This window comes from Flavobacterium arabinosi, from assembly GCF_048158725.1.
Classification (GTDB): domain Bacteria; phylum Bacteroidota; class Bacteroidia; order Flavobacteriales; family Flavobacteriaceae; genus Flavobacterium; species Flavobacterium arabinosi.
In genome coordinates this window covers 70,646-97,217 of sequence record NZ_JBLNKX010000006.1, presented here as the reverse complement: position 1 = coordinate 97,217, position 26,572 = coordinate 70,646, and the positions used below count along the sequence as shown (strand labels likewise).

The following is a 26,572-nucleotide window of genomic DNA, read 5'->3' as shown; positions in this document are numbered from 1 at the left end:
TGCTCTAAAGATGTTCTAAATGATAAAAGGTTGCGTTTTGGATTTTGCTAAAAAATGGTTTTGTCATTATTAAGGTGTTTATAAGACTTAAAATAAGGGAACTAAAGCTGTTATTTTTTTTGAATTATTTTTTATGTGCTTCACTATTTTGAATACTTTACGAGTTTTTCGGCTTCCAGTCTATAAACCTGAAAATAATAAAGGGCGGAAGATATGATACGGCTTCATACAGTAAAACGGAGCCTGCGAAGTGTAACGGAATGAAGCGGTATTGTAGATGCAGTAGCCCTGACGAACGCAGGGTAGAGAAAGTGTGGAAATGAGGAACGGAATAGTGTAAAAAAACAGTTGCTTATTTTTAAGCTGCTGTTTCTTTGAGCTGTATAGTGTCAATGAAACGGAGGGAGGAACGACCAACTAGAGCAGCCGAACGGAACAAAGAGAACGACAGGAGAGAGACCGCTTAGTACGCCCCGCAATTGTCCTGACGCAGAAAGTCCAATTGCGGGGCGGCGGGGGTATCAGCCCGCTGTTTAATAAAAAAGGGGACAGACATAGGAATAGCCTGTCCCGATTTATTAATTAAGAATTAGCGCATCCGCACCTTTGCCTGCAAAATCGGAACAAAGGTTAAAAGCGGATTGCGCGCGTAGCTGTCCTGTACCACCCATCAAAAGAGAGGTAAGTTTTGCTTCGTCGTCCTTGTATGAACGTACGTTTTGAAAATAGCCTGTTACCGCATTGTACGCACCGAATACCGTTCCTTTTGTAGTATCCATCAATTGTGTCGGGTCGCTCATTGCGTAGTCAAAAGCACTATCTACCATATTAGTAAAGCAGGTTGAGAGTTCACTCTCGTTACCCTCCTGTATGGTTTTTAATACCTCTTTGCTCGGAACGAGTGCAGACTGAATCAATTTTTTTAGTTCCCTGTCGGTAATACGTACTTTTGTCCAATCATTGAAAATGGATTCCATTTGTACCGATAGCCTATCGGATATTCCCATCACTTTGTGCGCTTGTTCCAAACGCTGTTTGGCGTTGGAGGTGTGGCGAATGCGGACGGTATTGGTTTTACTGTGCATTGCTGCATTTAGCGTATTGGCACAAACGATTCGGATAGGGGTAAAGGCGGCCGTTATGCTTCCGCTTCCATCGTGGGAGGTGGTTAGAAACAAGTACTTTTCGATTAGGTCATTTTTGCCTACCCGAATATAGTCAGGCAGTTTGGCGGTTATGAATATGCGTTCTCCTTTGCCGAGAGCCCCTGCGGTTTCGTATAGGATACCCTTACCACCAACAATGCTGTCGAAAAAAGAAAAGGCGTCCCTGTTTTGCACGATTTGGTAATCTTTACCTACAACACCTAATACAGTATCGTTGTCTGTGCGTATGGTACTGAAGTAATTAGGGACTTCAATTTTATTGTAAATAGTTTCTCCTTCAATGCTTATTTCGTCGGAACATGGAGTAAACAATTTTCGTTTTTCTACTTCATAATCGAGTCCTGCCTGTTTGATAGCTTCAGCGCTAGTTGGCTAATCTTGAATAATTTCTCCCAAATTGTGCCATGCTTTTTCTTTTACGCTGAAAAAACTGTGTTTCTCTGTCTGTATGTTGTAATTTATATCGTGTGCCATGATGTTGTGATTTAAAGGATTGTTATATTTTGCTATTTAAAAAGGCAGGTCGTCTGCTGCCTGTGGTTGTTCTCCTTGTTTTGCTGAGAGAGATGCTCCACTATTTTCTGTTTGTTCTGCTCTTTTAGCAAAAGCTAAAATTTTAAGACTATTAATGTGAAACGTAAGGCTACCCATAGCTTTGGCTTCGATGTTGCTGTATACATTTAAGCCGATGCGTCCAGACAATTGTACGATTGCACCTTTCTTAAGCCACTGTGCTGTTTTTGAATTGAGCCAATACGAACAATTGATGTAGGTTACAACTTCTATTGCTTCGGTACTTCCTTTAAGCTTATAGCTATCATTGATAGCGATGCTAAAATTTACTACTTCTTTGTCGCTGTTCACTTTGTGAACTACTGCGTCTGCTGTTACTCTTCCTGTGATTTCCATAACTTGATTTTTTATAATTACAATTATTTTCCTTGCTTTCTCTGAAACCGTCAACCTCACAAAATGTTTTCAAAAGGAAAAACGGAGAAAAAGAAAGCAAGAAATAAGTGGCTTAAGAATGTGGAGAGCTATAAGTCCCGAAGGGTGACCAGTGCAGCGCAGCCATTATGCGCTTGCAACATTCTTAAGTCACTATCTTAGCTGTCTTTTAATCCGTTTCGAGTGAAAACTTCATTAAAATCTCCTAATTTTTTAGACAAAAAAAATCTGATATTAAAAATATCAGATTGGGGTACATGTTTCTGGAATGTTGGAATGAGTAATCTATTATTGACCAGCTATCTAAAAGCGCTACCAGTAGAATATATTTTTCAGATTATACTATTGCTTGGATTATGATTTTATTCTGTTTAGTAATTCTAGTGTAAGCTGATCTGGTAATCCATTAAAATATTTCTCCAAAACCTTCTGAAATACCGGATCGGCATTTTTCACGTTCGCAAATAATGTCATGCAGGAGCGTAATTTCATATCGTCAGGTGTTCCGAATATCTCAGATGCGGTTTTTCCGTTAAGATTCGATACTTCCTCAGAAATTTCAATCAGATGTTTGCCCAGAATGGGATGTTGTAAATAGGCAGTGGCCTCATTCAAATCTTTGATTCCATAATACTGTGCCGTTTCACTGGAACCCAGTCCTTTAATTTGGGGAAAGATATACCACATCCAGTGGGTGTCCTTTTTGCCATTTTTTATTTCTGCAAGTGCTTTTAGGTACACTTGGTTTTGTGCGTCTAAAAATCGGAGTAATTCGTTGGTATCAGTCATTTGTTTATTTTGGTTGCCATCGGAAAACCTGATTACTAAATTAATAATTTATTTATAATTCATCCCAGATGTAGATTACTAATTTGTTATAACTGACGATGTATCTGTCTAAAAGTAAGATTGATGCGCGGCAGGATGTCTTTTGCTGTTTTTGGTACCTGATGCTGCCAAAAGCTTTGCGTTGTTCCTGCCATCAATAAGAGCGAACCGTGATGCAAGGGGATTTCCACCTGAGGAATGTCTTTGTTGAACTTATTGCGCAAGCGAAACATACGGGTTTCGCCGAAACTAACCGATGCAATAATTGCATCTTTACCAAAATTCTGTTCGCGGTCACTGTGCCATGATACACCATCCTTGCCGTTGCGGTAAAGGTTTAACAAAACGCAGTTAAATTTAACCTGTGTTTCTTTTTCCACTCTATGGATAGTAATTCGGGTGTCCAGTCCGGTTTGGTCAAATCGGCACCTGGATTGTTTCTGTCTTCGTACCACGAAATCATTCTTGGGACAGTAACTGTTTTATTATACATTTCCATAGCAGATTCCCGCCATGGCGTGTTGTTAAGTAGGGTAGTGTAATAGTGGTCGGATTCTTCTTTGGTGAAAAAATTGTCGTACAGCATGAGTTCCGTATCGGGAAGGTCAAAAACTTTTTTTCCGCCACTGCCTGAGGTAAATATTTCGGTGTCATTAAAGAGTGTCATCATTCTTTATGGTTTTGTTTAAAAAGAACCTTACCCGGATATTTCTCTGCATACGCAAGAATTAAATGCATACTATATTGATTGCTTCTGCAGGGAGTGACATACTCCTTTATCTCAGAGGGATCGGTAAAACCAATATCCGCTGCTATATACCCCATGCCATAAAAGTGACCCTTTTCAACCCAAATGCAACTGCGTTCTTCTGCAGACCTGCCTTTGTCTATAATGGCAAAGCTTGGTCTGTTTTTTACTAAAAAATCAATGGCGTTTTCGACTTGCTGATTGTGTTGTTCGACTTCAGGTAAATTGGTCCGGTCCGGTTTTGGGATAAATTCTCCGTGGTCGTCCATGCCGTAGTTACAAAATCGGTTATCAATACCAAATTGTTCGGCTAGACTACGCAATATGTTGATGCCTTTATACAAACTATTGAAAGACTCTATACACGCCTGAAATTTCCCTAACTTTCCTATTGCCAGATATCGGTATCCGCTACGGGCTTCATACTCATAAAGTCCATATTTAGGGTCAAAGCGTTTTAGTGCCCTGTTATAGGTTGGCCATAGCTTTTTGATTTCGGTACATTCCAATAAAAGCGCCATTAATTCTGTAGCACAAACTTCAAAGGAAATACCGTGTATGTCCCGCATGAAATTTTGCCTTTGTGGAGTGACATTATGACCACTGAAATGGGAAGCCACACGCTTTTTTAAATTGATTGCCTTTCCTATGTAAATTACTTTCCTTGTCTGATCATAAAAATAATATACTCCTGCTTTTTCAGGCAATTGCTCAAAGTCATTCGGCGGCAGATTGGGAGGTAAGCGCTGGTCTTGTGAAGTCTTTTTTATCATTTTTTCGATTTCCCCTTCGAGGTCCCATTGCAGCAAACGGGAAAACAATATGGCTGTGGCATCCGCATCACCGCCTGCACGGTGTTGGTTTATCAAAGGAATGTCTAGCGAATGGCAAAGTCTACCCAAACTATACGAACCCAATCCCGACTTAATCTTTCTTGTGGCACGAACGGTACACAGTTTTCTTGCTGTCCACTTAAATCCGCTTGCTTCGAGTTGGTGGCGAACAAACGAATAATCAAAGTTGACATTATGTGCAACGAAGATGCGGTCGGTAAGCATCTCTAAAACTTTTTCAGCAATATCGTCGAAAATAGGGGCATCACGTACCATTTCATTGTTAATGCCTGTAAGCGAAAAAATGGCTAACGGTATTTCCTTTTCTGGGTTCACAAGCGTTTCCCAACGGTCGATCACCATTGTTCCGTTATGGATAATAATGGCAATTTCTGTAATGCGACTGCCACCGGCATTACCGCCTGTTGTCTCAATATCTACTATTGCGTATTCCTGTTTTTTCATTTGGTATGTAACGTGAATTGTATTGATAATCTTGTGTAAGAGGTTATTAAAGCACTCCTGTCTCCTCCTAAAAGAGTCAAACTGACTCTTTTTTTGCGCCCAACTCCATTTTATGCCTTGGCAGGTTAATTTCGTGCCCCTGTGGATACGGTGCCCGATGGGTCATGCTGACGTCTTCCCGAATCTGTTCGTGTACTTTATATTGCCTGTCACTGGTGTTGGAATATCTTGGATCAGGAATGAACGGCATTTTCGCCATTTTGGTAACGGTAATTGTAGGAAAATGATAGTCCACTTCAACAGTTCCCAGAAGCAGGTAACAGCCACCGCCTTGGAACGGATATTTCTCCAGACTTTTTGTAAAATGTGCTGTATCAAAATACTCTCCCTCATGATCGATCCAGGTTCCAAAATACATGGCTCCCATTTTGGTGGGTACATGTTTTCTGGAAATAAGATACGCCAGCATCTTTACCGTTTTTTTATGGTAACTCAATAAATCTTTTGCCATTACGTGTCCCCTATATTTTGTCTGTAATAAATCGAATGGGGTGCAGGATACCGGAAAACTCAGCAGCTCGATTTCATCAAACGCATCTTCAAAAGGGGAGCGTTCGAGTATTGGTAACGTATATTCTTTGATTGGTTCCTGAAGCAGCATCAGATTTCTATTTTCGGGTTTGAAGTTGACCAGAATGAGTCTGGCAATCACCAGCAATTGGTTTTTTGTTTTTCCCGTAAAACGGAATGCTCCGATAAAAATCAAAATCTGTATGCCTTCAATACCTATTGGAATGCGGTTGATGAAATCCTCTAAAGATTTGAATTCCCCATTTTTCTCCCGCTCCTTGACTATACCCTGCGCTACTTTACTTTCCAACCCTTCCAGATGCATCAAACCGAGATACACGTCGATGCCGTATACCGTAGTCTCATAGTCGCTCTTGTTTAGGCAGGGATTCTGAATAGTTGCACCCGACATTTTGGCTTCATGAACGTAGACTTCGGTACGGTAAAAACCACCCTGATTATTGATGACCGCTACCATAAATTCAATAGGATAGTAGACCTTGAGGTACAGACTCTGGTAACTTTCCACAGCATAAGAAGCCGAGTGCGCCTTACAAAACGAATAGCCAGCGAAAGATTCGATTTGTCGGTATATTTCTTCACTCAACTTAAGCGGATGTCCTTTTTGGGCGCAGCAGGCAAAATAATTGTCTTTCACTTTTTGCAAAGCTGCTTTAGAACGGCCTTTACCACTCATCGCTCTACGCAGAATATCTCCATCGGCTGCGGGAAGCCCTGCATAATGTAACGCAATCTTAATTACATCTTCCTGATAGACCATCACCCCATAGGTTTCGCCGAGCTGTTCTTTGAATACCTCATGAAAATACTCGAACTTGTCGGGATGGTTGTGCCTGAAAATGTATTCTTTCATCATACCGGATTGGGCTACACCCGGACGTATTATCGAGGAAGCCGCAACCAGTGTTTTGTAGTTATCGCATTTGAGACGGCGCAATAATCCTCTCATGGCTGGGCTTTCAATATAAAAGCAGCCAATGGTTTTTCCGCGTTCTAAAAACGTATTGGCTTTGGCCTCATTTTTTGACAATGATGTATCTCGGATATCGACTTTAATCTCTCTATTTTTCTCGATTAGTTTTACACTGTCATCGATATGACCAATACCCCGCTGGCTCAGGATGTCAAACTTTTCAAAACCGATGTCTTCAGCAATGTGCATGTCGAACAAAACGATTGGAAACCCTTTCGGGGGCATTTCCAAAGGGGTATAATTGGTAATGGGTTCTTCTGAGATCAAAATGCCACAGGAATGCATGCTTCGTTGATTGGGGTATTTTTCGAGCAACATCCCGTATTCCTGTACTAAATTTACAATTTTATTGTTATCATGCAACTGCATTGGGTTTTTAGCCAATAGATCCAATTCCTCTTTTGGAAGCCCAAACACTTTACCTACTTCCCGGAATATCGAACGGTATTTAAATTCTACATTGGTTCCACAGAAAGCAACATGATCCGCGCCATAAGTATCAAAAATATATCGGAGAATGGTATCGCGTTCTTTCCAGGACCAGTCAATGTCAAAATCAGGGGGACTCTTGCGGTTTACATTCAGGAACCGTTCAAAATACAAATCGAGTTCAATAGGGCATATGTCCGTGATACCCAGACAATAACTCACGATGCTGTTGGCACCACTACCCCGACCGATGTGTAAAAAGCCCTGACTCATGCTATACTGAATGATGTCCCACGTGATTAGGAAATAGCCACTGAATTCCAATTGATCAATCACCTTTAATTCTTTTTCCACTCTTGCTTTCGCTTGTGAATTATCGATACCGTACTTTTTGAATAAACCTTCCTGAGCCAACTTAGTCAAAAGCCGCATATCACTTTCCTGACTCCCGGAATAGAATTTTTTGTTTTTGGGTGTTTTGAAGTCGAATTCAAAATGGCACTGATCCATCAGTTTTTGTGTGTTTGCAATGATTTGCGGATACTCCCCAAATTTCGAAAGTAGTTCCTCCAAAGGAATCATTACTTCAGACGTTTTGCAATAATCATCCACAGTCAGTTTGGACAAGATCACATTGGTATCAATAGCTCTCAGGATTTTATGCAGATTGAATTCTCTTTTGGTCCGAAAGGTGACGGATTGTAAAATCACCATTTTGTGAAGCAAAGTTTTCCATTGGGGAAGAAATAATTTTGGAAGTTGATCGGGAGTAATGCCTATATATTCATGATCTTTTAATTCCGGTGGCTTATTTTCGAAAGGATAAATAATGTATACATCAATAAATGAAGGTGCTGCCAATGGCAAAGGACTATTTTCGAAATTATGTTTGGTAAGAAAACGGTTCATTTCGGCGAGCCCAGCGGCATTTTTAGCCAAACCGATATAACGCAGTTGATGGTTGCAGCGAAATTCTATGCCCACTAATGGTTTTATCCCAAGCTCGTTACATGCTTTTATAAAATCATAAATACCGGTAACGGTATTAATATCGGTCAGCGCCATTGTTTTTACTCCGCAACTGACAGCCTGTTGTACAAGTTCCAACAACGGAATGGTGCCGTAACGCAGGGAATGAAAAGAATGACAGTTGATGTACATAAGATTATAATTTGCGTTTCAAAATTTCTGCTTTGTTGTTGGGCTTGAATGTTGCCCCGGCACATCGCATTACGGCATCAAAGCCATACCGGCTTTTCATTTTATCCATGGCTTGATACAAGGACAACATTTCTTCGGTGTCCTCAAATAAATTGATTTGATAGGTGCCTCTAACGAGTCCGCTAAAACGAATCCCTATTAAACGGAGTCGCATGCGACGCTGGTATACTTTATCAAATAAGTCGGTAACGGTTTTTGTCAATATATGATCTGCTGAGGTATATTGTACTTTGCATTGTTTGGTTTCGGTGTCGAAATTAGAATAGCGTATTTTGATGACTACCGTTGAAGTAAGCCATTCTTCTGAGCGTAGTTGGAAGGCTAGTTTTTCTACCATTCCGATAAGTATTGATTTCAATTTTGGAATGTCAATGGTATCCTGACTAAAAGTATGTTCCGTTGAAATGGATTTCCTTTCCGTATAGGGTTCCACCGGATTGTTATCAATTCCATTGGCTTTCTTCCATATTTCAATGCCGTTTTTACCGATCATCCGTTGCAATACTTCTGCAGGCATCTCTGAAAGGGTCTGAATCGTACGGATTCCAATTCGGGATAATAGTTGAAAAGTTACATCGCCCACCATGGGTATTTTTTGGATCGAAAGTGGATTTAAGAAAGACCGTACTTTATGCTCCGGTATTTCCAGATTTCCTTTTGGTTTGGCTTCGCCGGTACCAATTTTGGAAACGGTTTTATTTATCGATAGCGCAAAACTGATGGGCAATCCCGTTTCTTTGGTAACGGATTGTGCCAGCTCGTTGGTCCATTTGTAGCCTCCATAAAATTTATCCATACCGGTAATATCGAGGTAAAATTCATCGATGCTGGCCTTTTCTACAATTGGTGCTTTTTCTTGGATCACTTCGGTTACGTCATGCGATAATTTGGAGTACAGTTCCATATCGCCTTTCATCACTTTTGCCTGGGGGCAGAGGCGGAGTGCCATTTTAATAGGCATTGCCGAACGTACTCCGAAGGTTCGGGCCTCATAGGAACAAGAAGCCACGACGCCTCGATCCCCACCACCAATAATCAAAGGAATTCCCTCCAGTTTTGAATTCCCCAGTCTTTCACAAGACACAAAAAACGTATCCAAATCCATGTGTACAATTGCTCTTTCCATGTTCCTCTCCTTTTTTATACTTTACAAAATTAGTATAGATTGTAACAAATTTTGTTATATTTGTTGTTACAAATTATAACAAAATAGCTATGTCTTTATTTTCCGACAACATCAGGAACCTTAGGGTAAAACAGAAAATTTCGCAGGAAAAGCTGGCGGAGTCCTTAGCGATAACCAGAGGTAGGTACGTCAAATATGAAGACGGAACCTCAGAAGCTCCGTATGAAATACTAAAGAAAATAGCGCATTATTACCACATCAGTATTGACCTGTTGCTTTCTGTGGATGTGCGAAAAATCCCTATAGATGATCTGCTGAAACTGGAAAATAACAGACTTGTATTGCCGATCACTGTAGATAGGGAGGGTGATAATTTAATTGAAGTCGTTACACAAAAAGTAAAAGCAGGGTATTTGAATGGTTATGCCGATCCGGAATATATTGAAAGTCTTCAGCAAATTTCATTGCCGTTTTTGGGACCGGGAAAGCACAGAGGATTTCCAGTGGAAGGAGATTCCATGCCACCACATGAGGATGGTTCCATCATTGTGGGGCGTTATGTAGAAAGGCTAGGAGATGTGAAGGATGGCAGGACTTATATACTGATTACCAAAAGTGAGGGTATGGTTTATAAACGCTTGAATAAAAACAAAAAAAATATACTGTTTGTGGAATCAGACAATAGTTTTTATCCCGTTTATGAAGTTAAGGTTTCTGACATTCTTGAGATTTGGGAATTCGTGTGCAACATTGGACTCACAGATAAAAAGCAGGAATTGACTGAAACTGCAAGTATAAAAGACCTGTTTTTGGAGTTGAAAAGGGATATTAATGATTTGAAAATTAATTATTAATACTTCAGGGCTATAAAAAGTAGCTTTCTATTTAGGAATTAATCCGGTATATTTTCATTTACCATCATTTTTTTAAACATTGGCATTAGGAAATCATTAAATAGTTCGGCAATCTCTTCTTTGTCGATTTCAGTTCTGTTACTGTGTTTTACTATTTCGATCACTTCTTCATAGGTCTTATTATCTATTTTAAGTGCTGTTTGGTAAATAATGTCATCAAAACTATCTATGAACTTTTTTTCCATTTCAGGTATAATCACTTTAGTGAATTCCGGTGCTTCGTTATGTACATCTATTGCTCTAATACTATTGTTGATTTTTAACGATTTCTCATCAATATTGTAAAAATGATTTAAGTCTAAAGCAAACAACGGATTTGTTTCTGAAAGTTCGTTTATGAGAATGGCTGTATTTTCCTTTATCTTATTAAATTCTATATCATCTCTTTCCATAAGATTATCTTTTAATGCTTCAATTAGATTTTCTTGTTCTTGAACTGTAAATTGTTCGTATACTTGTTCCTGAGATAAACCAATATCATTTACTAAATACTCTTTCATTTTAGTCATGACTGAATTCATCGTCTCATAGAAACCATTGAGTTTATTCACTTCCTTTTTCAATAAGAGTAAATGAAACAATAACTTATTTAATTTTTTCTTATCATTTTGCTTGTTCTTGAATTCAATTGCTTTTTGACCAAACCAAAAAACTAAAGCACTAGAAAAAGTACTTATTAAAATCGTTTTAAAAATATCTCCCATTATTTATAATTATTGTGCTTATTAACTTGTAAACCAATTTATAATTTCATTCCCAATTTTGTCACTTAAGGTGATTCCATCTGATTTGAAAATTGAAATTTTGCCTAGGCCACATTCATGATGTGCTATTTCTGTTATTTTATTGAAACTAATAAAGTCAACATCATTAAAGAGTGTTGTGTTAGATGGATACAATAGCATGGCTTTAGTTGATTTCCAATAATCATTATACACATACATTTGACGCAAATCATCCGTAGAAGGTTTACTACCGTTTATATTTTTCCATTTTGTGTCTATAATGAAAGTTTCATTTCCTTTTTTAATTACAATATCAGGACGAATATTGATTCCATTCCAAAAAGGTTTTGATCTTTGTCCATGTACCTCAACATTGAATACTACATTTTCTGCTGCTTGTTTCAAACGGACTAAAACATATTCTTCCCACAACGAATTCATATCAAAAAGCAAGGCTAACATGTTTTCTTTACCAGTCGACACATTGGGTGCAAAATTTAAAATAATCAATCGTGCAATCTCTAAAGCTGTTTTATAAGGAGCTGTTTTTCTTGATTTTGGTATTTTGGAAAAAGTAGCTTCATTGGCCTTAATGGCTTTTACTTCAGGAAAATCAAGTTGAATACTTTTACATGTACTGTATAAATAATTCCCTTTCGAAAACTGTTCGACTATACCTAAAGCCTGAGCTAGAACCTGATGTACCAAATGGTCTTTGTCATACACTTGATGTGTGGTATAAAAACGCTCTTTATGCACTAAGTTTTTTTGGATATGACCTGCAAATTCCAGTTTGCCTTTCAATGCTTTTACATTGCCGGTTTCTTTATAGTATTGCTTGATTAATCCTTGATGGATTAGCAATTGTACTTCGCTAAGAAACCATTCAAAATAAATATCAAGTAAGTGAATGTTTTGTTTATTGACATGAGCATGCCCCACTTTTTGAACTTTCAGCCTTTTGGTCACTTTGAGCATTTCTATTAAAACACCCTGCCAAACATTTTCATCTTCATTACTGTTATCAATTTTAGGTAAAATCTCAATTGTTAAACCATCGACTTGAATAACACCAACAAATTGTTTGAATTTGATCCCATTATGGCGAATATCAAAATATTTGTCATTATGCAAAATATTTAATTTCGATAATGATACATAATGACGTTTTTCAAACTTCACGTCCTTATACACTTCATCAACATAAAGCGTCTGATGCTCGCAAACCTGTATACTATTGGATTTCAACTGCTGCTGCTTTTGACTCCGGTATTTTATTACCAAGTAAATTTTTCAATGCATATACAATATCGATCTTATCCAAATCAGCTAGATGGTATTGAATAGCATAGTCAGGTTTAGACTGGCCAAAGAACGAAGGAAATAATTCGTTTTGACTCCCTGTAGATTTTACGAAAAAACTTTCACCAAGTACCCAACCTATTTTTTCATAATCACCATAAAAATATTCCTGTAGCAAGGGAATAATGCAATTTTTAAAAACAGCATTAAGTTGCGAGGTAGTTTTGACTTGTAAAAAATAAGAATGACCAATAGTATGATCCCTGTCCAATAAAGCTTCAATTCTTTTATTTATTTTATCTAATACTTGGCCCAGATTAAAATCATCAAAAATAATTTTATTTAATAAGTCACTTTTTGGTGTCATTTCCTTAAAAGAAAATCGTCTTCTCAAAGCTGAGTCAAGTGCTTCAACACTTCTGTCCGCTGTGTTCATGGTGCCAATAATGTACAAATTAGGCGGTACCCCAAATTTCTCTTTACTATAAGGCAGGATAACTTCTAAAGCTTCGTCTTTTCCTAATCGTTTGTCTTCTTCGATTAAAGTGATTAATTCTCCGAAGATTTGAGAAACGTTACCACGATTAATTTCGTCAATGATTAGAACATAGTTTTCTAATTTGACATTACTAGTGTCAGTTTTATATGTTTTTAATTTTTCAACTAAAGGATAATAGTAAACAGCTAAACCACTTTCCATGACTCTATTACCAAGATAAATATCTTTCAGTGTTGAAATCACCAAATCATGTCCAGTGCCTCCACTTGATTTTCTAAAATCTATATTTTTTTCTCGAATATCTATAATGTCAAAATAGGATGATTTCATTGAAATTCTTAACTCACTACTGTCATTTTCTTGCCATTCTTTTTTCAAAAGTTCAAATAACTGCTCAAAATTATTATTTGAATTTTTAGATTGAAGCCAATTTACTCTAGCTTGATCTGCTATTTTTTTAAAAATACCATCTTCAATTTCATAAATTACATCTGTTCCTTTGGTTTTTGGTTTGATTCCTTCAATAAAGTCCTCATAACTCATACTTTGATGAAAAGTAGAAAAATGAATCCTGTCCTTTTTTAGAAGTTTATCAAATCGTTCTTTTATAACACTTCTTAATTCTTCTTTTAAAGTAGATTCATCAGTATTTTCAATTATTGATAATGCTTTTGTGATGGATGAAAATGTTTTGCCAGTTCCTGGAGGTCCATATAGAATTTGATTTTTAGGAAAATTAAAATCATTTGATGAATCATCATCTTTTCTTTCACTATTTTCAGGAGGTGTTTGACCATTTTCATACCATATAGATTGTATATGAGCTTTATTCGAAACCTCTTTTATAGTGTCCTTACGGTATGAACCAATAGGAACTTCAAATGGTACAAAATCTTCTTCCCATTCGATTTCGAGAGTATGTCCATCTTGAAGATTTTTTTGAACGATACCTCTAGCTTTAATCATCATTACTGATGTAGTTTTGGCTCTTACATAGGAAGCTTTTATAGCTATATGGCAACCTTCGGGTACTTTATTTACATCATCAACCAACTCTGTTTCAAAACCATTTTTCCATACACTTTCTTTAATAAAAGTACTAGACATATCTTCTGGATCATGTCCTTTCCAAAAAGCTCCAACTATATAGTATTTGTCATTCTCTTTATATTCACAAAAAAAAGTATCATAGAAACGTCTTAAGCCTATTTGATTATGAGTGAAAGTTGTGGGTAAGTCATTAATAGCATTAGAAAAGTATTCTAATACATTATCTTTCATTATAGCTCCTTTACCTTTTTTATCTAGGTTATCTACAAACTCTTTTTTTATTGAACTTTCAATGAAATTATTATCAACAAGTTGAAGTCTATTGTTCTCATAAATTAATTGAATGTCTTCCGATTTTTCAATTACATCTTCTTTTTTAGTAACTCTAATGGTTCTGTATAAATCAGCATTTTTATAGAATTGATTGTTAGATAAATCTATAAGAGGTATATTTTGTATCAATTCTAATTTAAAAAAAGCTTTATTTCTTGCAGACCTTGAAGTCAGCACTGCCAATGCTTTTGTTATATATAAAAATTTCAACGCAATTAATTGAGAAACTTTCATACCCAAATCAGCATTAAGAATATCAAAATACATACAATCTTTACCATTTTTAACTCCCCATTCTCTAGCTTGCCAAAACTGTATTTTGTCTCCACCAATCATATAGACATAATCACCTATTTGCAACTCTCCAAACCACGAAGACCCTCTTGGTGCTGAATAATAACCTTCTATTAATTGAACGGTATCAAACTTTTGGGATATTTTGCCGAAAAATATATTCATATTGTAATATTTGAATTGGGGGTTTTATTTTACTGGACTAAAAATCAATCTATTTACTTTCTACTGTCTCTTTTACTTTCTCAAATAATTGAGGCTCATTCTTGAATTTTTCGCTCAATTTTTCAATATCTTTTTTGTTGAAACGTTCTTTAGGCGAGATATTAGTTAATATTTTCAACTCATCTTTATAAGCCATAAAAGGTTCATACAATTTATGGAAGGCTCTCCCAACTGCTCCTTGAAACATTAATAGTTTTGGATTATGTTTTTCATCGATACCATTTTTCAGGATGTGCTTTGTAGCAATGCCAGGATATGGGTCAATAAAGAATATTTTCTTTATTCCCAATTGATATGCTTTTTTAGAACATAATTCACAAGGGCTAGCTGTTGTGAATAAATTTCCGCCTTTAAGGCCATTACCTCCATTTTTGGTAATTTGCATCATAGCATTTTCTTCTGCATGAAGTGACCTTGTATGAACTTGATTTTTTTCTTTTTCATAAGAGTTTTGAACAGTTTTGAAACAAAATGGGCAATTTTTGCCCTCAAGATTTGCTATCTCTGTATCTATATTCTTATAGTCTTCCGCCAATAATTCTTTGAAAGTATGCGTATTATCATTTATATCTTTAAATTCACCACCTGATTTTTCATATTCGCTGAATAATTTTGATGGAGTAGCAGAAAGTAAATCTTGAACACTTCTTAAGTTACATGGCATTTGATGTTGCGCTACATCATTCCAACCAATAGATTTCACAGCAAAATTTTTATCCGTAACTACTGCACCGACCTGCCTTGATATACAGCCCGAATTAAATTTTGCATTATAAGCTACTTGCATGCATCTTTCAACACCTGTTGGAGTTATAATACCTGGTTGGTGGATTAATGAAATTAACTTGACTAATTGCCTGTCTATACTTAAAAAGTTATAGTTGCTTTTTGAAGATGAGTCTTCAATTATTCCTTTCTCAACGTTAGAAAAATAAATATGATAATCACTTTTTTGAATACAGTTTTCTGTATCCGGCACAGAAAACTCTCCTTGGTTTACCGCGCCACCCTTATATTCGCTTCCGTCTAAAAATAAAATTTGATTTGTATGCTTTTGAATATCCTCTTCTTCTAAGTGTTTGTATTTATTTCGTATTTGATCTTCCACATAGTTTCTTCTTTCTATTTCACTTTTATTTGTAGCAATCATATAGAAAGCGGAATATTTCTCTTTAAAATACATTAATTCCAAAGAGTTTTTAAGTGCATCAATGACGATTTTTGTGTCATCACTATTTGCTTTCCAAACTTTAATTAATTTGTTGATTGTTTCTGCAACAGTATATATATTATCTAAAGTTTTATCTGCTTTTTTTACTACATTTTCAAGGTTTCTAACACAACCATATTCGCGCAAATTGTTTGCAAAATCATGAACTAATCTTGTTCTTTTAGTAATATCATACTTATTCAAAATTTCATAAAACTCTTTTGAGAATTTTTCAAAGAAATTAAAATAAAAATTAAAGAAATCTGGGTTTTCCCTTTTTTCCTTCAAACAGACATTTAATTCATCACATCCCAGTATACGTAATTTTTCATACCATTCCTTGTTACTGTTCAAAAAATTAACGATTTGATTTCTTAAATCATCATCGGTCATATAATCAAAACGATTTGTAAATCTTTTGAATTCTCCATTTTCACCATTTTGGAAAATGATTTCAATAATTTTTCCAATCGAATTTTCAATGCTGTTATTTCCTTCAACAATTCCCTGATGGAATAAATGCAATAGCAAAACATCTTTATAGTGAATTATTTGAAACGGTTTCCAGTTATTAGAATGACTTAAATAATCACAACAAATTTTAAATTTGATTTCTTCTGCTTCAATCGAATTCTTTTTGACTGATTTCAAAATATTGTTATCAAAATTTTCTGATGAAAGCCATTTAGCAATCTCTGAACACCCCGAACCAACTCTACCTGTCAGTCCAATTATTGTAAAGTCCTTTCTTAAAGAATATAGTTTTTTTAACTTCATATTATTTGATTTCTTAGTCGTATTGCTGCTAACATCAAGTCTTCGTTGTCTTCATGATGTGTAACGTTGTCTATTGTAATTGATAGTCTTGTAAATGTTCCATCTGGAACTGTAACTAAACTTGTTAAAACTGCTCCTAATTGAGTTAATTCAAACATGGCTATTCTGTAATCCTGAAATAATATTAAGTCTTTTTCCATAATTTTTGATTTTTATAATTTGTTATTTCTTCAATTATAATTACAATTTTAGGATAAGTCAATAGTATTCAGAAAAAATATTTTTATTTGTCTTCCGCAACCATAACCAAAACACCTTCGCTCTGCGGATAGTTTTTCATTTTCTTATTAAATTCTTTTAATTTCTCAAGTTTTGTGTTTTTAATTACTTTTCCAGTTGTCGTTTTTAATTTTTGTATTTTCTCCAGCAAATCCCTTGCATCTCCATCACTTTCTAACTGCGGCGCCAGCTGGCCCTTGAATGCTTTATTCAGCAATGCTTGCGGTAGAGTATCTATACTTGTTTTAAGAGCTTTGTATTGTTGTTCTATTACCTCCGCTTTTGCAAAGAGACTTTCTACTCGATGGACGATTTCTTGTTGTTCCTTTGGTGATGGAACTGGAATTGAAAAATTTCTACATTGAGAGAGAGAGATATTAACTTGTCCCACAACTCCCTTTGTTTCATTAATTAAACTATTCACAGAACTCCCTTCACAAAAGAAATAATATAAAAACTTATTCAATAAATATTCTTTAGTTCTAAATAATGTTATTGCCTGGTTTAAATTCCATTCTGGATAATCGTTAGGAATAATAGCAATTTTATTTAATGGTGGACCAACTATATTCATTACGACATCACTAGGAAAAGTAATTGACTTTTTTATTTGAGAATTTTGCATTGACTCAGATACATATTGAGGATTATACTCAAAATCAATTTTGTTATTTACAATATTATAAACTTTTAAAAATGGAATTCCTGAAGTATCAAAATTACTTCCTTTAGGTGTACCACCGCTTTGAACTTTTTCACAACAATCTTGGGCTAATTCATATCTCCATTCTTCCAACTCTTTCCCTTTCCTCCATTCCTCAGTCAATTTCCCAGTAACGGCTTTCGTAAGCACTTGCTGACGGAAATTCTTTAGCAATAAAGGAATGTTTGCCATACTGGTTTTTATGTTTTCAAGTTGGGCAAAAAGCGTGTCTAACTTTGTGACAATTCGGTTTTGTTCGAGTAATGGTGGTAGAGGAACAGGAAAGTTTTTAATGTCAATAATATTAAAACCAGGTTGTGCAGTTCTATGGCTATGACTCCACATTAGTTTAAAAAAATCAGGAGACAGAAAATAATACAATATCCATTTACTGGAAGTTAAATCTTTATTTATTGAAACTTTACCAACCGATGAAGTTGTATTTGCTTTCTTAATATGGTTTGGAACAATGCAACACTTTCCTATTGTTGCTCCGGTTTTAGCTATAAGAATGTCTCCCGGTAATAATTCACTTTTAAGATTTTTATTATGAACTTCTTCAGAAATATAAACTAATTTATCTTCTTTAAAAAATCCCCAATCTAAATCCCCAACTCTAATATATGGAATTCCTAAATTTCTATAGTCAGATGGCCTAATTTGCCCGTGATCACCATCTCCAATAGCATAATACTTATCTTCTCCAAGTTTTTCTAATGGAACAATAGTCCATTTTTTTGGCAATTGCTCTCCCATTAATTTAATTCTTTAATCATTGCATTCAACTGCTCGGTAATGCTTTGCAATTCTTTCAAAGCTTGTTTGGCTATGTCAATCGGTTCGCCTAAATCGTCGCTGTTGGTTAATGTACTATCCGCAATTAATCCCAAATCCAAACTGTCGTTCTTTTTGTTAATTTCTTCACGAGAAATACACGTCCATCGCTCGTCTTGTATCGTTTTTCGTTTTTCATCGCTTATCAAACCATTATAATCTGCTTCAACGGCATCAAAAGGAATTCCACCTGTGTAGGCCAAAACAAAATCTTCAAAGGCTTTTTCGGTAAATGGCGTACGCTTACCATAGTTGGGCGTGTTGGTACGCATGTCATAAAACCAAACGTTCTTGGTATTGTTGACTTCAGTTTTGCCACGGGTAAAAAACAGTACGTTGGTTTTTACACCTGCGGCATAGAAAATTCCTGTTGGTAAACGTAATACGGTGTGCAAGTTGCATTTGTCCATCAAGTCACGGCGTATTTTTTGTCCATCGCCATCTTCAAAGAGTACATTATCAGGTAGGACTACTGCTGCACGGGCTTTGCCATCTTTCTTTAAACTACGATAAATGTGTTGCAAAAAGTTTAATTGCTTGTTGGCTGTCGGGAACGTAAAATCATCCCGCGTGGGGCGTTCGCCACCTTGCTTGGTGCCAAATGGAGGATTGGCCAAAACGCCATCAAAATCTTTTAAGGTTTTACCAAATTCGGTCAAAGTATCATTCAGGTAAATACGGCTTTCCATGCCGTGTAAACGGGCATTCATCAACGCCAGTCTGTGCGCATCGCCTACAAGTTCTACCCCAGAAAAGGCTTCTTCTTCTTGGAACTTGCGATCTTTATCGTTTAGATTGTAATAATTATCATTTTTAGCACGCAAATAATGGTCTGCCGAAATCATGAACCCAAAAGTTCCTGCGGCAGGATCATTCCAGCGTTCACCAATTTTGGGAGCCACCAAATCGATCATGATGTTAATGAGTGGGCGAGGGGTAAAATATTGTCCAGCGCCACTTTTTTTCTCACCGGCATTTTTCTCCAGTAAACTCTCGTAAATATCACCCATGACATCGCGGTCGTTTTCTTCGTACCAATCGAGTTTGTCAATGGCTTGCACCAGTGTATTAAAGTTTACGGGTTTACGTAAACTCGTGGAAGCATCGGTGTATATTTCCTTTATACTGTCGCTGGTGGTCATTGAACTCACCTCAGCCAAGAATTTACGGTAACGCAAAAAGGCTTCGGCATTGTCGTGTTCTTTTACAAAACGTTGCCAACGGTATTCCTCAGGAATGTGCTCCTCGAACTCTTTTACTTCAGATAATTTTAGGAATAATATATAAGTTAACTCATTAAGGTATTGATGATAGGTAACTCCGTCATCACGTAATACGTTACAAAGGTTCCATAGTTTATTGGCAATTTCTTCTGCGCTCATTCTATTTTTTTTATTTAAAGTTTAAGGTTTAATATTGTTAAACCGTTTAGTTTTTGTTATTTATTAAATTAACCACCAATTTGATCATCATGTCTTTTTCGTCTGATTTACTTTCGGCAATCATGATCGTTATGGCTACTAAGGCATTATTGCCAATTCTTTTGTTTCCTAAATCATTTAGCAATCTGTTATTTAAGTCTAAAAAATAGATAAAAAGTCCTGCGGCAATTCGTTTATTTCCATCGGAAAAAGAATGGTTTTTTACAATAAAATATAGCAAATTGGCTGCTTTTTCCTCGATAGTTGGGTACAAATCTACACTATCGAAAGTTTGATAAATAGTTTCCAGCGAACTTTTAAACGATTGATCTTTTTCGTTGCCAAATAAATGACCCGCTTTTTGAAAATCTCTCCAGATTATTATTTCTTTTATTGCCTTTTCATAAGTGAGTTTTTGAATTTTCTCTTCCTCAAAAGGAATATCTATGGTAAGCTTTTGGTGATCGTATTTGTCTAAGGTTTCTAAAGCGTAAGCATATTGTTCTAAAACGCCCAGAATGCCTTTTGCCTCAACGGAGGATAGGGTTTCTATATTCCCTGCTTGTACAGCCAATTTTATAGCACGTTGCAAATCATCAAATTTGCCGGTTGCTTCTTGCAATCGTTTTTCGTTTAAGGCATATCCTTGAACCAAATAATCCTTTAATCGTTGGGTTGCCCATTGACGAAATTGCGTGCCTTGTTTGGAATTAACTCGGTAACCCACCGATATGATTACATCGAGGTTGAAATAGTCAACTTCGTATGTTTTTCCGTCAGTGGCAGTTGTTGCATTTTTTGCAACAACTGAAACTCTATTTAACTCTTTGCTTTCGAAAATGTTTTTTAAATGCCTGGAAATTACTGATTTATCTCTTCCGAAAAGAGTTGAAATCTGATTAAGTGACAACCAAACAGTTTCATTATCAAAAGTTACCTCGATTTGAGTTAGATTTTCTGCGGAATTATATATTATTATTTCACTCATTAAGAAGCAATATTAAAGTATACTAAAAATTTCATTGTTTTTCCCTTTTGGTTCATCATGAAGAGTGCAATGTGCAGATATTACATTTTATAAATTCTATTTTTTGAACTGTTGCAAATTTTCCACAAGTTGAACTGTATTTGAATTCTTCCATTAACCTTTTTTAACCTGTGTCTTTTAGTTGCACTCTAATTTGCTTTATGCTGTATATAAATTATCATTCAAGAACACTAAAATATTTTCCAACTCATTATCGAAAATCTTATTCAAACGGGTAAAACCGCCATCATCGCTAAAAGGTTTGGCATCCAAATCTTCTTTGGTCAAAACCGTTTCTTTTAGCAATTGCGCCTCAAAACGTTCGATCCATTTTTGTTGGATTTTATTCCAAGGTTTTAGCATTTTTACTTTGTTAATGGCATTTTCTATGCGCTGTTCGTGGCTTATCAAATCAGTATCCAAAGCCATTGTTCTTATATACGAAATAATGTCGGCTGCAATATCTTCGTTTTTGGTCGTTTTCCAAGCTGTGTGTAACGTCATGGCGTTGTATCCTTCTTGGTCTAACATCATTTTTAATTCTTTCAATGATTTCCTGTCCAATTCAGAAGGTTTGGTGCATACTACATTCAGTGCTATGATTTTATTACGGTTCTCTTCGATAAATTTTTTGAAGCCTTCTATATAATCTTCGGGTTTATTAGCTTTGCCATATCCACGATCAATACCAATAATTTCATCGTGATGCTCTGAAACCAATTGGATTTTGGGTTGGTATATTTTTTCGTCTAGAAATTGCCATAAACTGGAATATTCGGCCAGTACTGCTTTGGCATTCTCGCCATCAATAGTTTTCAATAATTCTATAAAATCCTCCGGATTATCGCCTTTGGCAATATACATGAACTGATCTAGTTGTTCATTTTTTATCGATTTCTTCTTGCGTTGCAATTTGGCGATAATCTGTTCCAATTGTTTTTTAGCACGTTCGGGAGTATCAATAAAATCTAATTCTTCGATCAATTTAGTAAAAGAAATAGAAGGATTGGAAACCGTTTTCATTTGCGTGTATGGCTCTAAAGCTTCATAAACCCGGACGGCATCGTAAATCCTAAAAAATTGTTTGTCAATTTCCGGACATAAACGAGTGGCACGACCAATCATTTGCTCGAATAAAATACGGGAACGTACCCTACGAATAAAAACCAAATTGGTAATTTGGGGCACGTCTATTCCGGTGGTCAATAAATCGACCGTAACCACAATGTTTGGAAACTTTTCATTTTTGAATCGTTTTACCAAACTATCTACGTCATGAGCCTTACCCGTAATTTTTTCTATAACACCTGGTGCTACATCCAGACCGATAGCAGCAAATTCTTCATATAACAATTCCACAATCAAATCGGCATGACTATCTCGAACGGCAAAAATTAATGTTTTTTCGTCACTTTCAGGATCTAATTCCTGGACCAATTGTTTAATAATGGTTCTATTAAAAGGCTCGGTAATCACCATTTTATTGAATTGCTCAATCTCAAGATGCAATTCGTCTTCGAGCTCGGCTAATTCTTCGATTGTATTGGTTTCGGCAATAAAGACTTTTGGTTTCTCCCCTTTTTTCCATAAAATACCTTCTTCACTCAACTTGGTTTTCAAAATAAACGGCGGTTCGTGATCGGTAAGAAAACCATCAACAACTGCTTCACGATACGAGTAATTATGAACCGCGTTTCCGAAAATTTGAGTTGTATGTAATGCTGGAGTAGCCGTTAATCCAATAATGTAAGCGTTGAAATATTCAATGACTCTTTTGTATTGCCCTACGTAATCATTTTCATCTTTGAAATACAAGTCTCCTTCGTCCATTTCTTTATCCAAATTATACCCTCGATGCGCTTCATCGATAATGATGCAATCATATGTATCAATGGGTAATATGTCATTTTCGGAATAAAAAAGACGTTTGACTAAACTTTGTACGGTTGCAAAATGCAAACGGGTCTCTGAATCAGGAACAATCGTTTTCAATTCTTCTATGTTGTAAACGTTCCCAAAAGTATTTAAATCATGAACTTTGTTATCCATAAAATTCCCTAATGCTTGGGTGGCGAGCAATCGTCTGTCGGTAAGAAACAATATTCTTTTGAAACGATCCGATTTTATAAAACGATAGGCTAGGCCTATAACCGTTCTGGTCTTTCCGGTTCCGGTAGCCATAACCAGCAAAGAACGTTTGTCTTGGGGTTGGTTTATTATCTTATCCTCAACCGCTTTTATGGCATCAATTTGATAATAGCGTAAACCCAATCCGCTTTGTTTCTGCAAATAGTCATAATCACTTTCCTGTAAACGGGTATTGGCAACTACTATATCTCTTTCATATAAATCGACCAATCCTTCTGGAGAGAACCAACCTCGCAATGCTTCAGCACGATTGTGTTCTTTGCGAATATCAAGAAACCAAATCCCGCTTTTAGTTTTAATTTGCTCTAAATAGTTCCGTCCATTTGTCGAAAATAGAAAAGGGATTTTATAGGAACTCTGATCCCAAAGCGTTGGGACTAAAAACTGAAAAGATTCCTGATGATGTACATGCTCAGCATACATTTTGGATTGATTTAAATTTGTTGAAATATCAGTAGCAAATTTTTTAGCTTCAACAATTCCATATAGTTTTGTGCCAATAAATAAAGCATAATCAGCCCATTTGCCGTTGCAAGCCCACTCTGCAATCGCTTTATTTTTTCCTTTTTCCGGTAATGATTTTTTTATTTTATAATTGATGATTTCCGTATCACATTCCCATCCTGCTTCCCGCAATTGTTCATCGATAATGGCGCGCGTTTCTGCCTCGGTTTTACCGATATTGTTGGCATTAGTTATAGCGCGTTGTTGTCGTTCAGTAACTAATTCAGGTGTAGCATTAATGGCAGCAATTTTTGCCTGATAATTGATTACTTGATTTGATAATCTTTCTAACTCTGCATTAAGTTTGTCTAAACTAACTTTTTGATCATCCTTTGGGAGTTGGTATTCGGTAGTTTCAATATATTCATTTTCGTAGGTTTCATAAAACCATTGAGCCAATTGAAAGCTTTTTTTCAAAATAAACAATGCTTCCGATTGAGAACCACTTCCATCATGACTAGCTTTATTTCCTGACTTTCTAATAGCATGAAAAATATCTTTAATCACATCAGGAATACAGTTTTTGTAGTATAATTGATTGATACGTTCTACTTGAACTCCATCAAAAGAGCCTAAATCCTCAAATTGCCATATTAAAACAGCCAATTTCTCCGAAAATAATCGGGATTTTGATACTGATGAACTGGGGTCAATATGTATTAATTTTTCAGATAACTCACTAATTGTGAATAATTCAGGATAATTTATTTGTAGAAATGAGAATTTTGAAATCATCTTTTTAATTTAAAAAATCAGAATCTAATTAAAGAGTTAATAGTTGCTAAGGTATTGAAAATAATTTCGTGCAGAATACGTAAAACAGTAAAGGGAGTATCTTTTTTTTAAATTAAATAAATTAGTAGACTTAACATTTTTGTTTTTCAATATTTATGAATTAGGAATATCAATATAGCTTTGCAAATCATGCGACTTTTTTTGATATGGATTGTTTTACTAATTGAATAGTATCAGTGATTGTTCTTGAATCATTATTTTTATATTTAAATTTTTATTTTTTATTTTTCTTTATTATCAAATAAGCTAGTTTGGGGTGGTCTATTAGTCGTTCCATTTCAGAATGAATTATATCCTGAATATCTTGTTTTATCTGCAAGTAATTGCGTTGTATCATTGTGTTGTCAAGTTTGCGTACAGGAGGTATTTCTTTATAATTATCGTCCTCCTTTTTAAGCGCTTCATGATCGTTTACAATTTCACAATGAAAGGTCTTCAATTCAATTTTGCAATCGGGATCATCAGCTACCATACCTACGAACTCACCTGAGCTCAAAGCCGAAATTTTAGAAGGTGGTACTGCGGACTCCAGCTGTTTTGAACGGGTAATTGAGGTATCACCACTATTGATCGAAAGGCTTTCGCGATCCTGCATAATCTTCCCAAAACGCTCCGATAATTGCTTGGATGTATCGCCGGTGACTTGTCCACTGATAATGTTTCCAGTGATATTCATAATCACATCAGCTTGTTCACGTCCATAGTCTTTACGTAGCTGACTAAAGTCTTGTATGCCCAGACAGGTGGCCACTTTATTGCTTCGTGCAGTTGCAATTAGACTGTCCATATTATTGAGGTATATTGTTGGGAATTCGTCAAAGATGAGACTGGATTTCATCTTGCCTTTTTTGTTGACAAGCTTTACAAGCCTGTTCACATATAGTGATAGAACGGCACCATAAATTTGTATTTTCTGCGGATTATTACCCATGCATATAATCTTAGGTTCATCAGGATTATTAATATCTAAAGTGAAGTCATTTCCCGATAATACATAATAGAGTTGGGGAGAGGAAAGTCTTGCCATTGCAACTTTTGCCGAAGCAATTTGCCCTTCCAATTGTTCCATCACATCGTTAAGATAGGCATTCACGAATGGGTTGATGAGTACCTCAATTTCTTTTTCAGTCCTAAGCAATGTAAACAAGCTATCGTAATCGACCTGCATTAATTCAATTACATGAGGTAGGGTACAAAATTCCCCATCTTTATACCGTTTCAAATACCATATAATAGCTGATAAAAAGTTGATAGGAGATTCTACAAAAAAATCTCCCTGACGCTTGATCCATTCCCGATTAAGCCCCATTAAAATGGTTCGTGCGGACTCGGAAGCATCTGTAATATCTTCCATGCTTTGGGGGTCTAGTGGGTTACAACGGTGCATGATTTTATCGAAATTTATAAAGTAGCACTTGGGAGTTATTTTATAAACGTGTTTGTATTTTTCAAAGGTATTATAGACAATTTTAGATAGGTCGTGATATTTAAAATCGTAAACAAACATGCTGAACCCTTTTTTAATATGTTGGGTAATCACATGCCGAATTACAAAGTACGATTTTCCGGAACCAGGAGTACCCAGAACCAACAATCCCCGAAAAGGATTAATGATGTTTATCCAACTGTCTCTTACTTTATCCTTTAAATGATATCTGGCTGGCAGGTTGATGGAATACTCATTTTCCAATAGTCTTTCTTCCTGTGGAAAAGTTTCATTTTCCGTATTAAAAATATCTTTGTCGTTAAGGCTGTTTTTTATAATACGCGATAGTAATGTACCACCCGAAAGCACAAGAAGACAACCAACAGAAGTAATAAACATATATATTATTGCTGCCTGTACTATTTCTATTTTCAGGAATAATGTAAGGTAGCTGATAAAGTAAATGAGGATGCCCGTAATAATATAAGCAAAGGCTGTTTTATGATTCAGTTTTTCGTCCTTACGACCTTTCGCACCAATTAAGGAAATTATTAAAAATCCCAATGCAAAGAGTTTGGATTTATGAAAATTGCTGAACAATCCAGTGTTTTGGATGTTGCCTAAAATCGTATCACTGAACTCGCTCACAAGATGCCATTGCTTAAAAGCAGCATAGCAATAATAATAAAAGTGAATCACTAAAATAATGATACTGATTAGCCTGGTCATGTCGAGTATTTTCCTCAATGCCTGTTCGTTTTCTCCGGTTTGCATAGTC

18 protein-coding genes and 1 pseudogene are annotated in these 26,572 nt (G+C 35.9%); 1 reads left to right on the top strand and 18 read right to left on the bottom strand.

Annotated features, from left to right (window positions below):
* Positions 1–578: 578 nt before the first annotated feature.
* From ACM55K_RS13045 to dinB, 8 genes and pseudogenes are all read right to left on the bottom strand, one after another.
* Positions 579–1,640, bottom strand: a pseudogene (locus ACM55K_RS13045) (DUF932 domain-containing protein).
* A gap of 36 nt (positions 1,641–1,676) precedes the next feature.
* Complete coding sequence (locus ACM55K_RS13040; protein WP_416850713.1) at positions 1,677–2,075, bottom strand: single-stranded DNA-binding protein; 399 nt, start codon at positions 2,073–2,075, stop codon at positions 1,677–1,679.
* A 393-nt stretch (positions 2,076–2,468) separates the two neighbouring features.
* Entirely contained in the window at positions 2,469–2,903 is a 435-nt protein-coding gene (locus ACM55K_RS13035) for a DUF1810 domain-containing protein (RefSeq protein ID WP_416850712.1), read from the bottom strand.
* Between the two features lie 86 nt (positions 2,904–2,989).
* Positions 2,990–3,286 carry an alpha-ketoglutarate-dependent dioxygenase AlkB family protein gene (locus ACM55K_RS13030; RefSeq protein WP_416850711.1) on the bottom strand — a complete coding sequence of 99 codons (297 nt, stop codon included), beginning with the start codon at positions 3,284–3,286 and terminating at the stop codon, positions 2,990–2,992.
* Positions 3,280–3,612, bottom strand: coding sequence for an alpha-ketoglutarate-dependent dioxygenase AlkB family protein (locus ACM55K_RS13025; protein WP_416850710.1), 333 nt, complete (start codon positions 3,610–3,612; stop codon positions 3,280–3,282). Before ACM55K_RS13025 ends, ACM55K_RS13030 begins: the two co-directional genes overlap by 7 nt.
* A complete protein-coding gene (locus tag ACM55K_RS13020; RefSeq protein WP_416850709.1) occupies positions 3,609–4,988 on the bottom strand; it encodes an exonuclease domain-containing protein in 1,380 nt (459 codons plus the stop codon). Before ACM55K_RS13020 ends, ACM55K_RS13025 begins: the two co-directional genes overlap by 4 nt.
* 76 nt (positions 4,989–5,064) lie before the next feature.
* A complete protein-coding gene (locus ACM55K_RS13015; protein ID WP_416850708.1) occupies positions 5,065–8,142 on the bottom strand; it encodes a DNA polymerase III subunit alpha in 3,078 nt (1,025 codons plus the stop codon).
* A gap of 4 nt (positions 8,143–8,146) precedes the next feature.
* Complete coding sequence (dinB, locus tag ACM55K_RS13010) at positions 8,147–9,328, bottom strand: DNA polymerase IV (protein WP_416850707.1); 1,182 nt, start codon at positions 9,326–9,328, stop codon at positions 8,147–8,149.
* Positions 9,329–9,417: 89 nt separating this feature from the next.
* Here dinB and ACM55K_RS13005 point away from each other — a divergent pair, with 89 nt between their 5' ends.
* Positions 9,418–10,182 (top strand): XRE family transcriptional regulator, encoded by a 765-nt coding sequence (locus ACM55K_RS13005; RefSeq protein WP_416850706.1) that lies wholly within the window; start codon positions 9,418–9,420, stop codon positions 10,180–10,182.
* A gap of 38 nt (positions 10,183–10,220) precedes the next feature.
* Here ACM55K_RS13005 and ACM55K_RS13000 read toward each other — a convergent pair whose 3' ends face one another.
* From ACM55K_RS13000 to mobC, 10 genes are all read right to left on the bottom strand, one after another.
* A complete protein-coding gene (locus ACM55K_RS13000; RefSeq protein WP_416850705.1) occupies positions 10,221–10,946 on the bottom strand; it encodes a hypothetical protein in 726 nt (241 codons plus the stop codon).
* Positions 10,947–10,967: 21 nt separating this feature from the next.
* Entirely contained in the window at positions 10,968–12,215 is a 1,248-nt protein-coding gene (locus ACM55K_RS12995; protein ID WP_416850704.1) for an McrC family protein, read from the bottom strand.
* A complete protein-coding gene (locus ACM55K_RS12990) occupies positions 12,202–14,610 on the bottom strand; it encodes an McrB family protein (protein WP_416850703.1) in 2,409 nt (802 codons plus the stop codon). Before ACM55K_RS12990 ends, ACM55K_RS12995 begins: the two co-directional genes overlap by 14 nt.
* A 49-nt stretch (positions 14,611–14,659) precedes the next feature.
* The gene (locus tag ACM55K_RS12985) at positions 14,660–16,657 is read right to left on the bottom strand and encodes a hypothetical protein (RefSeq protein WP_416850702.1); all 1,998 of its coding nucleotides are present in this window, start codon (positions 16,655–16,657) and stop codon (positions 14,660–14,662) included.
* On the bottom strand, positions 16,654–16,857 hold the full coding sequence (locus ACM55K_RS12980) for a hypothetical protein (RefSeq protein WP_416850701.1): 204 nt from the start codon (positions 16,855–16,857) through the stop codon (positions 16,654–16,656). The genes ACM55K_RS12985 and ACM55K_RS12980 overlap by 4 nt, the downstream gene beginning before the upstream one ends.
* 83 nt (positions 16,858–16,940) lie before the next feature.
* A complete protein-coding gene (locus ACM55K_RS12975) occupies positions 16,941–18,395 on the bottom strand; it encodes a restriction endonuclease subunit S (protein ID WP_416850700.1) in 1,455 nt (484 codons plus the stop codon).
* The gene (locus ACM55K_RS12970) at positions 18,395–19,855 is read right to left on the bottom strand and encodes a class I SAM-dependent DNA methyltransferase (RefSeq protein WP_416850699.1); all 1,461 of its coding nucleotides are present in this window, start codon (positions 19,853–19,855) and stop codon (positions 18,395–18,397) included. The genes ACM55K_RS12975 and ACM55K_RS12970 overlap by 1 nt, the downstream gene beginning before the upstream one ends.
* Positions 19,856–19,901: 46 nt before the next feature.
* A complete protein-coding gene (gene rhuM / locus ACM55K_RS12965) occupies positions 19,902–20,882 on the bottom strand; it encodes a RhuM family protein (RefSeq protein WP_416850698.1) in 981 nt (326 codons plus the stop codon).
* Positions 20,883–21,080: 198 nt separating this feature from the next.
* Positions 21,081–24,308 carry a type I restriction-modification system endonuclease gene (gene hsdR, locus ACM55K_RS12960; RefSeq protein ID WP_416850697.1) on the bottom strand — a complete coding sequence of 1,076 codons (3,228 nt, stop codon included), beginning with the start codon at positions 24,306–24,308 and terminating at the stop codon, positions 21,081–21,083.
* A 274-nt stretch (positions 24,309–24,582) separates the two neighbouring features.
* On the bottom strand, positions 24,583–26,568 hold the full coding sequence (gene mobC, locus ACM55K_RS12955) for a conjugal transfer protein MobC (RefSeq protein ID WP_416850696.1): 1,986 nt from the start codon (positions 26,566–26,568) through the stop codon (positions 24,583–24,585).
* Between the last annotated feature and the right edge of the window lie 4 nt (positions 26,569–26,572).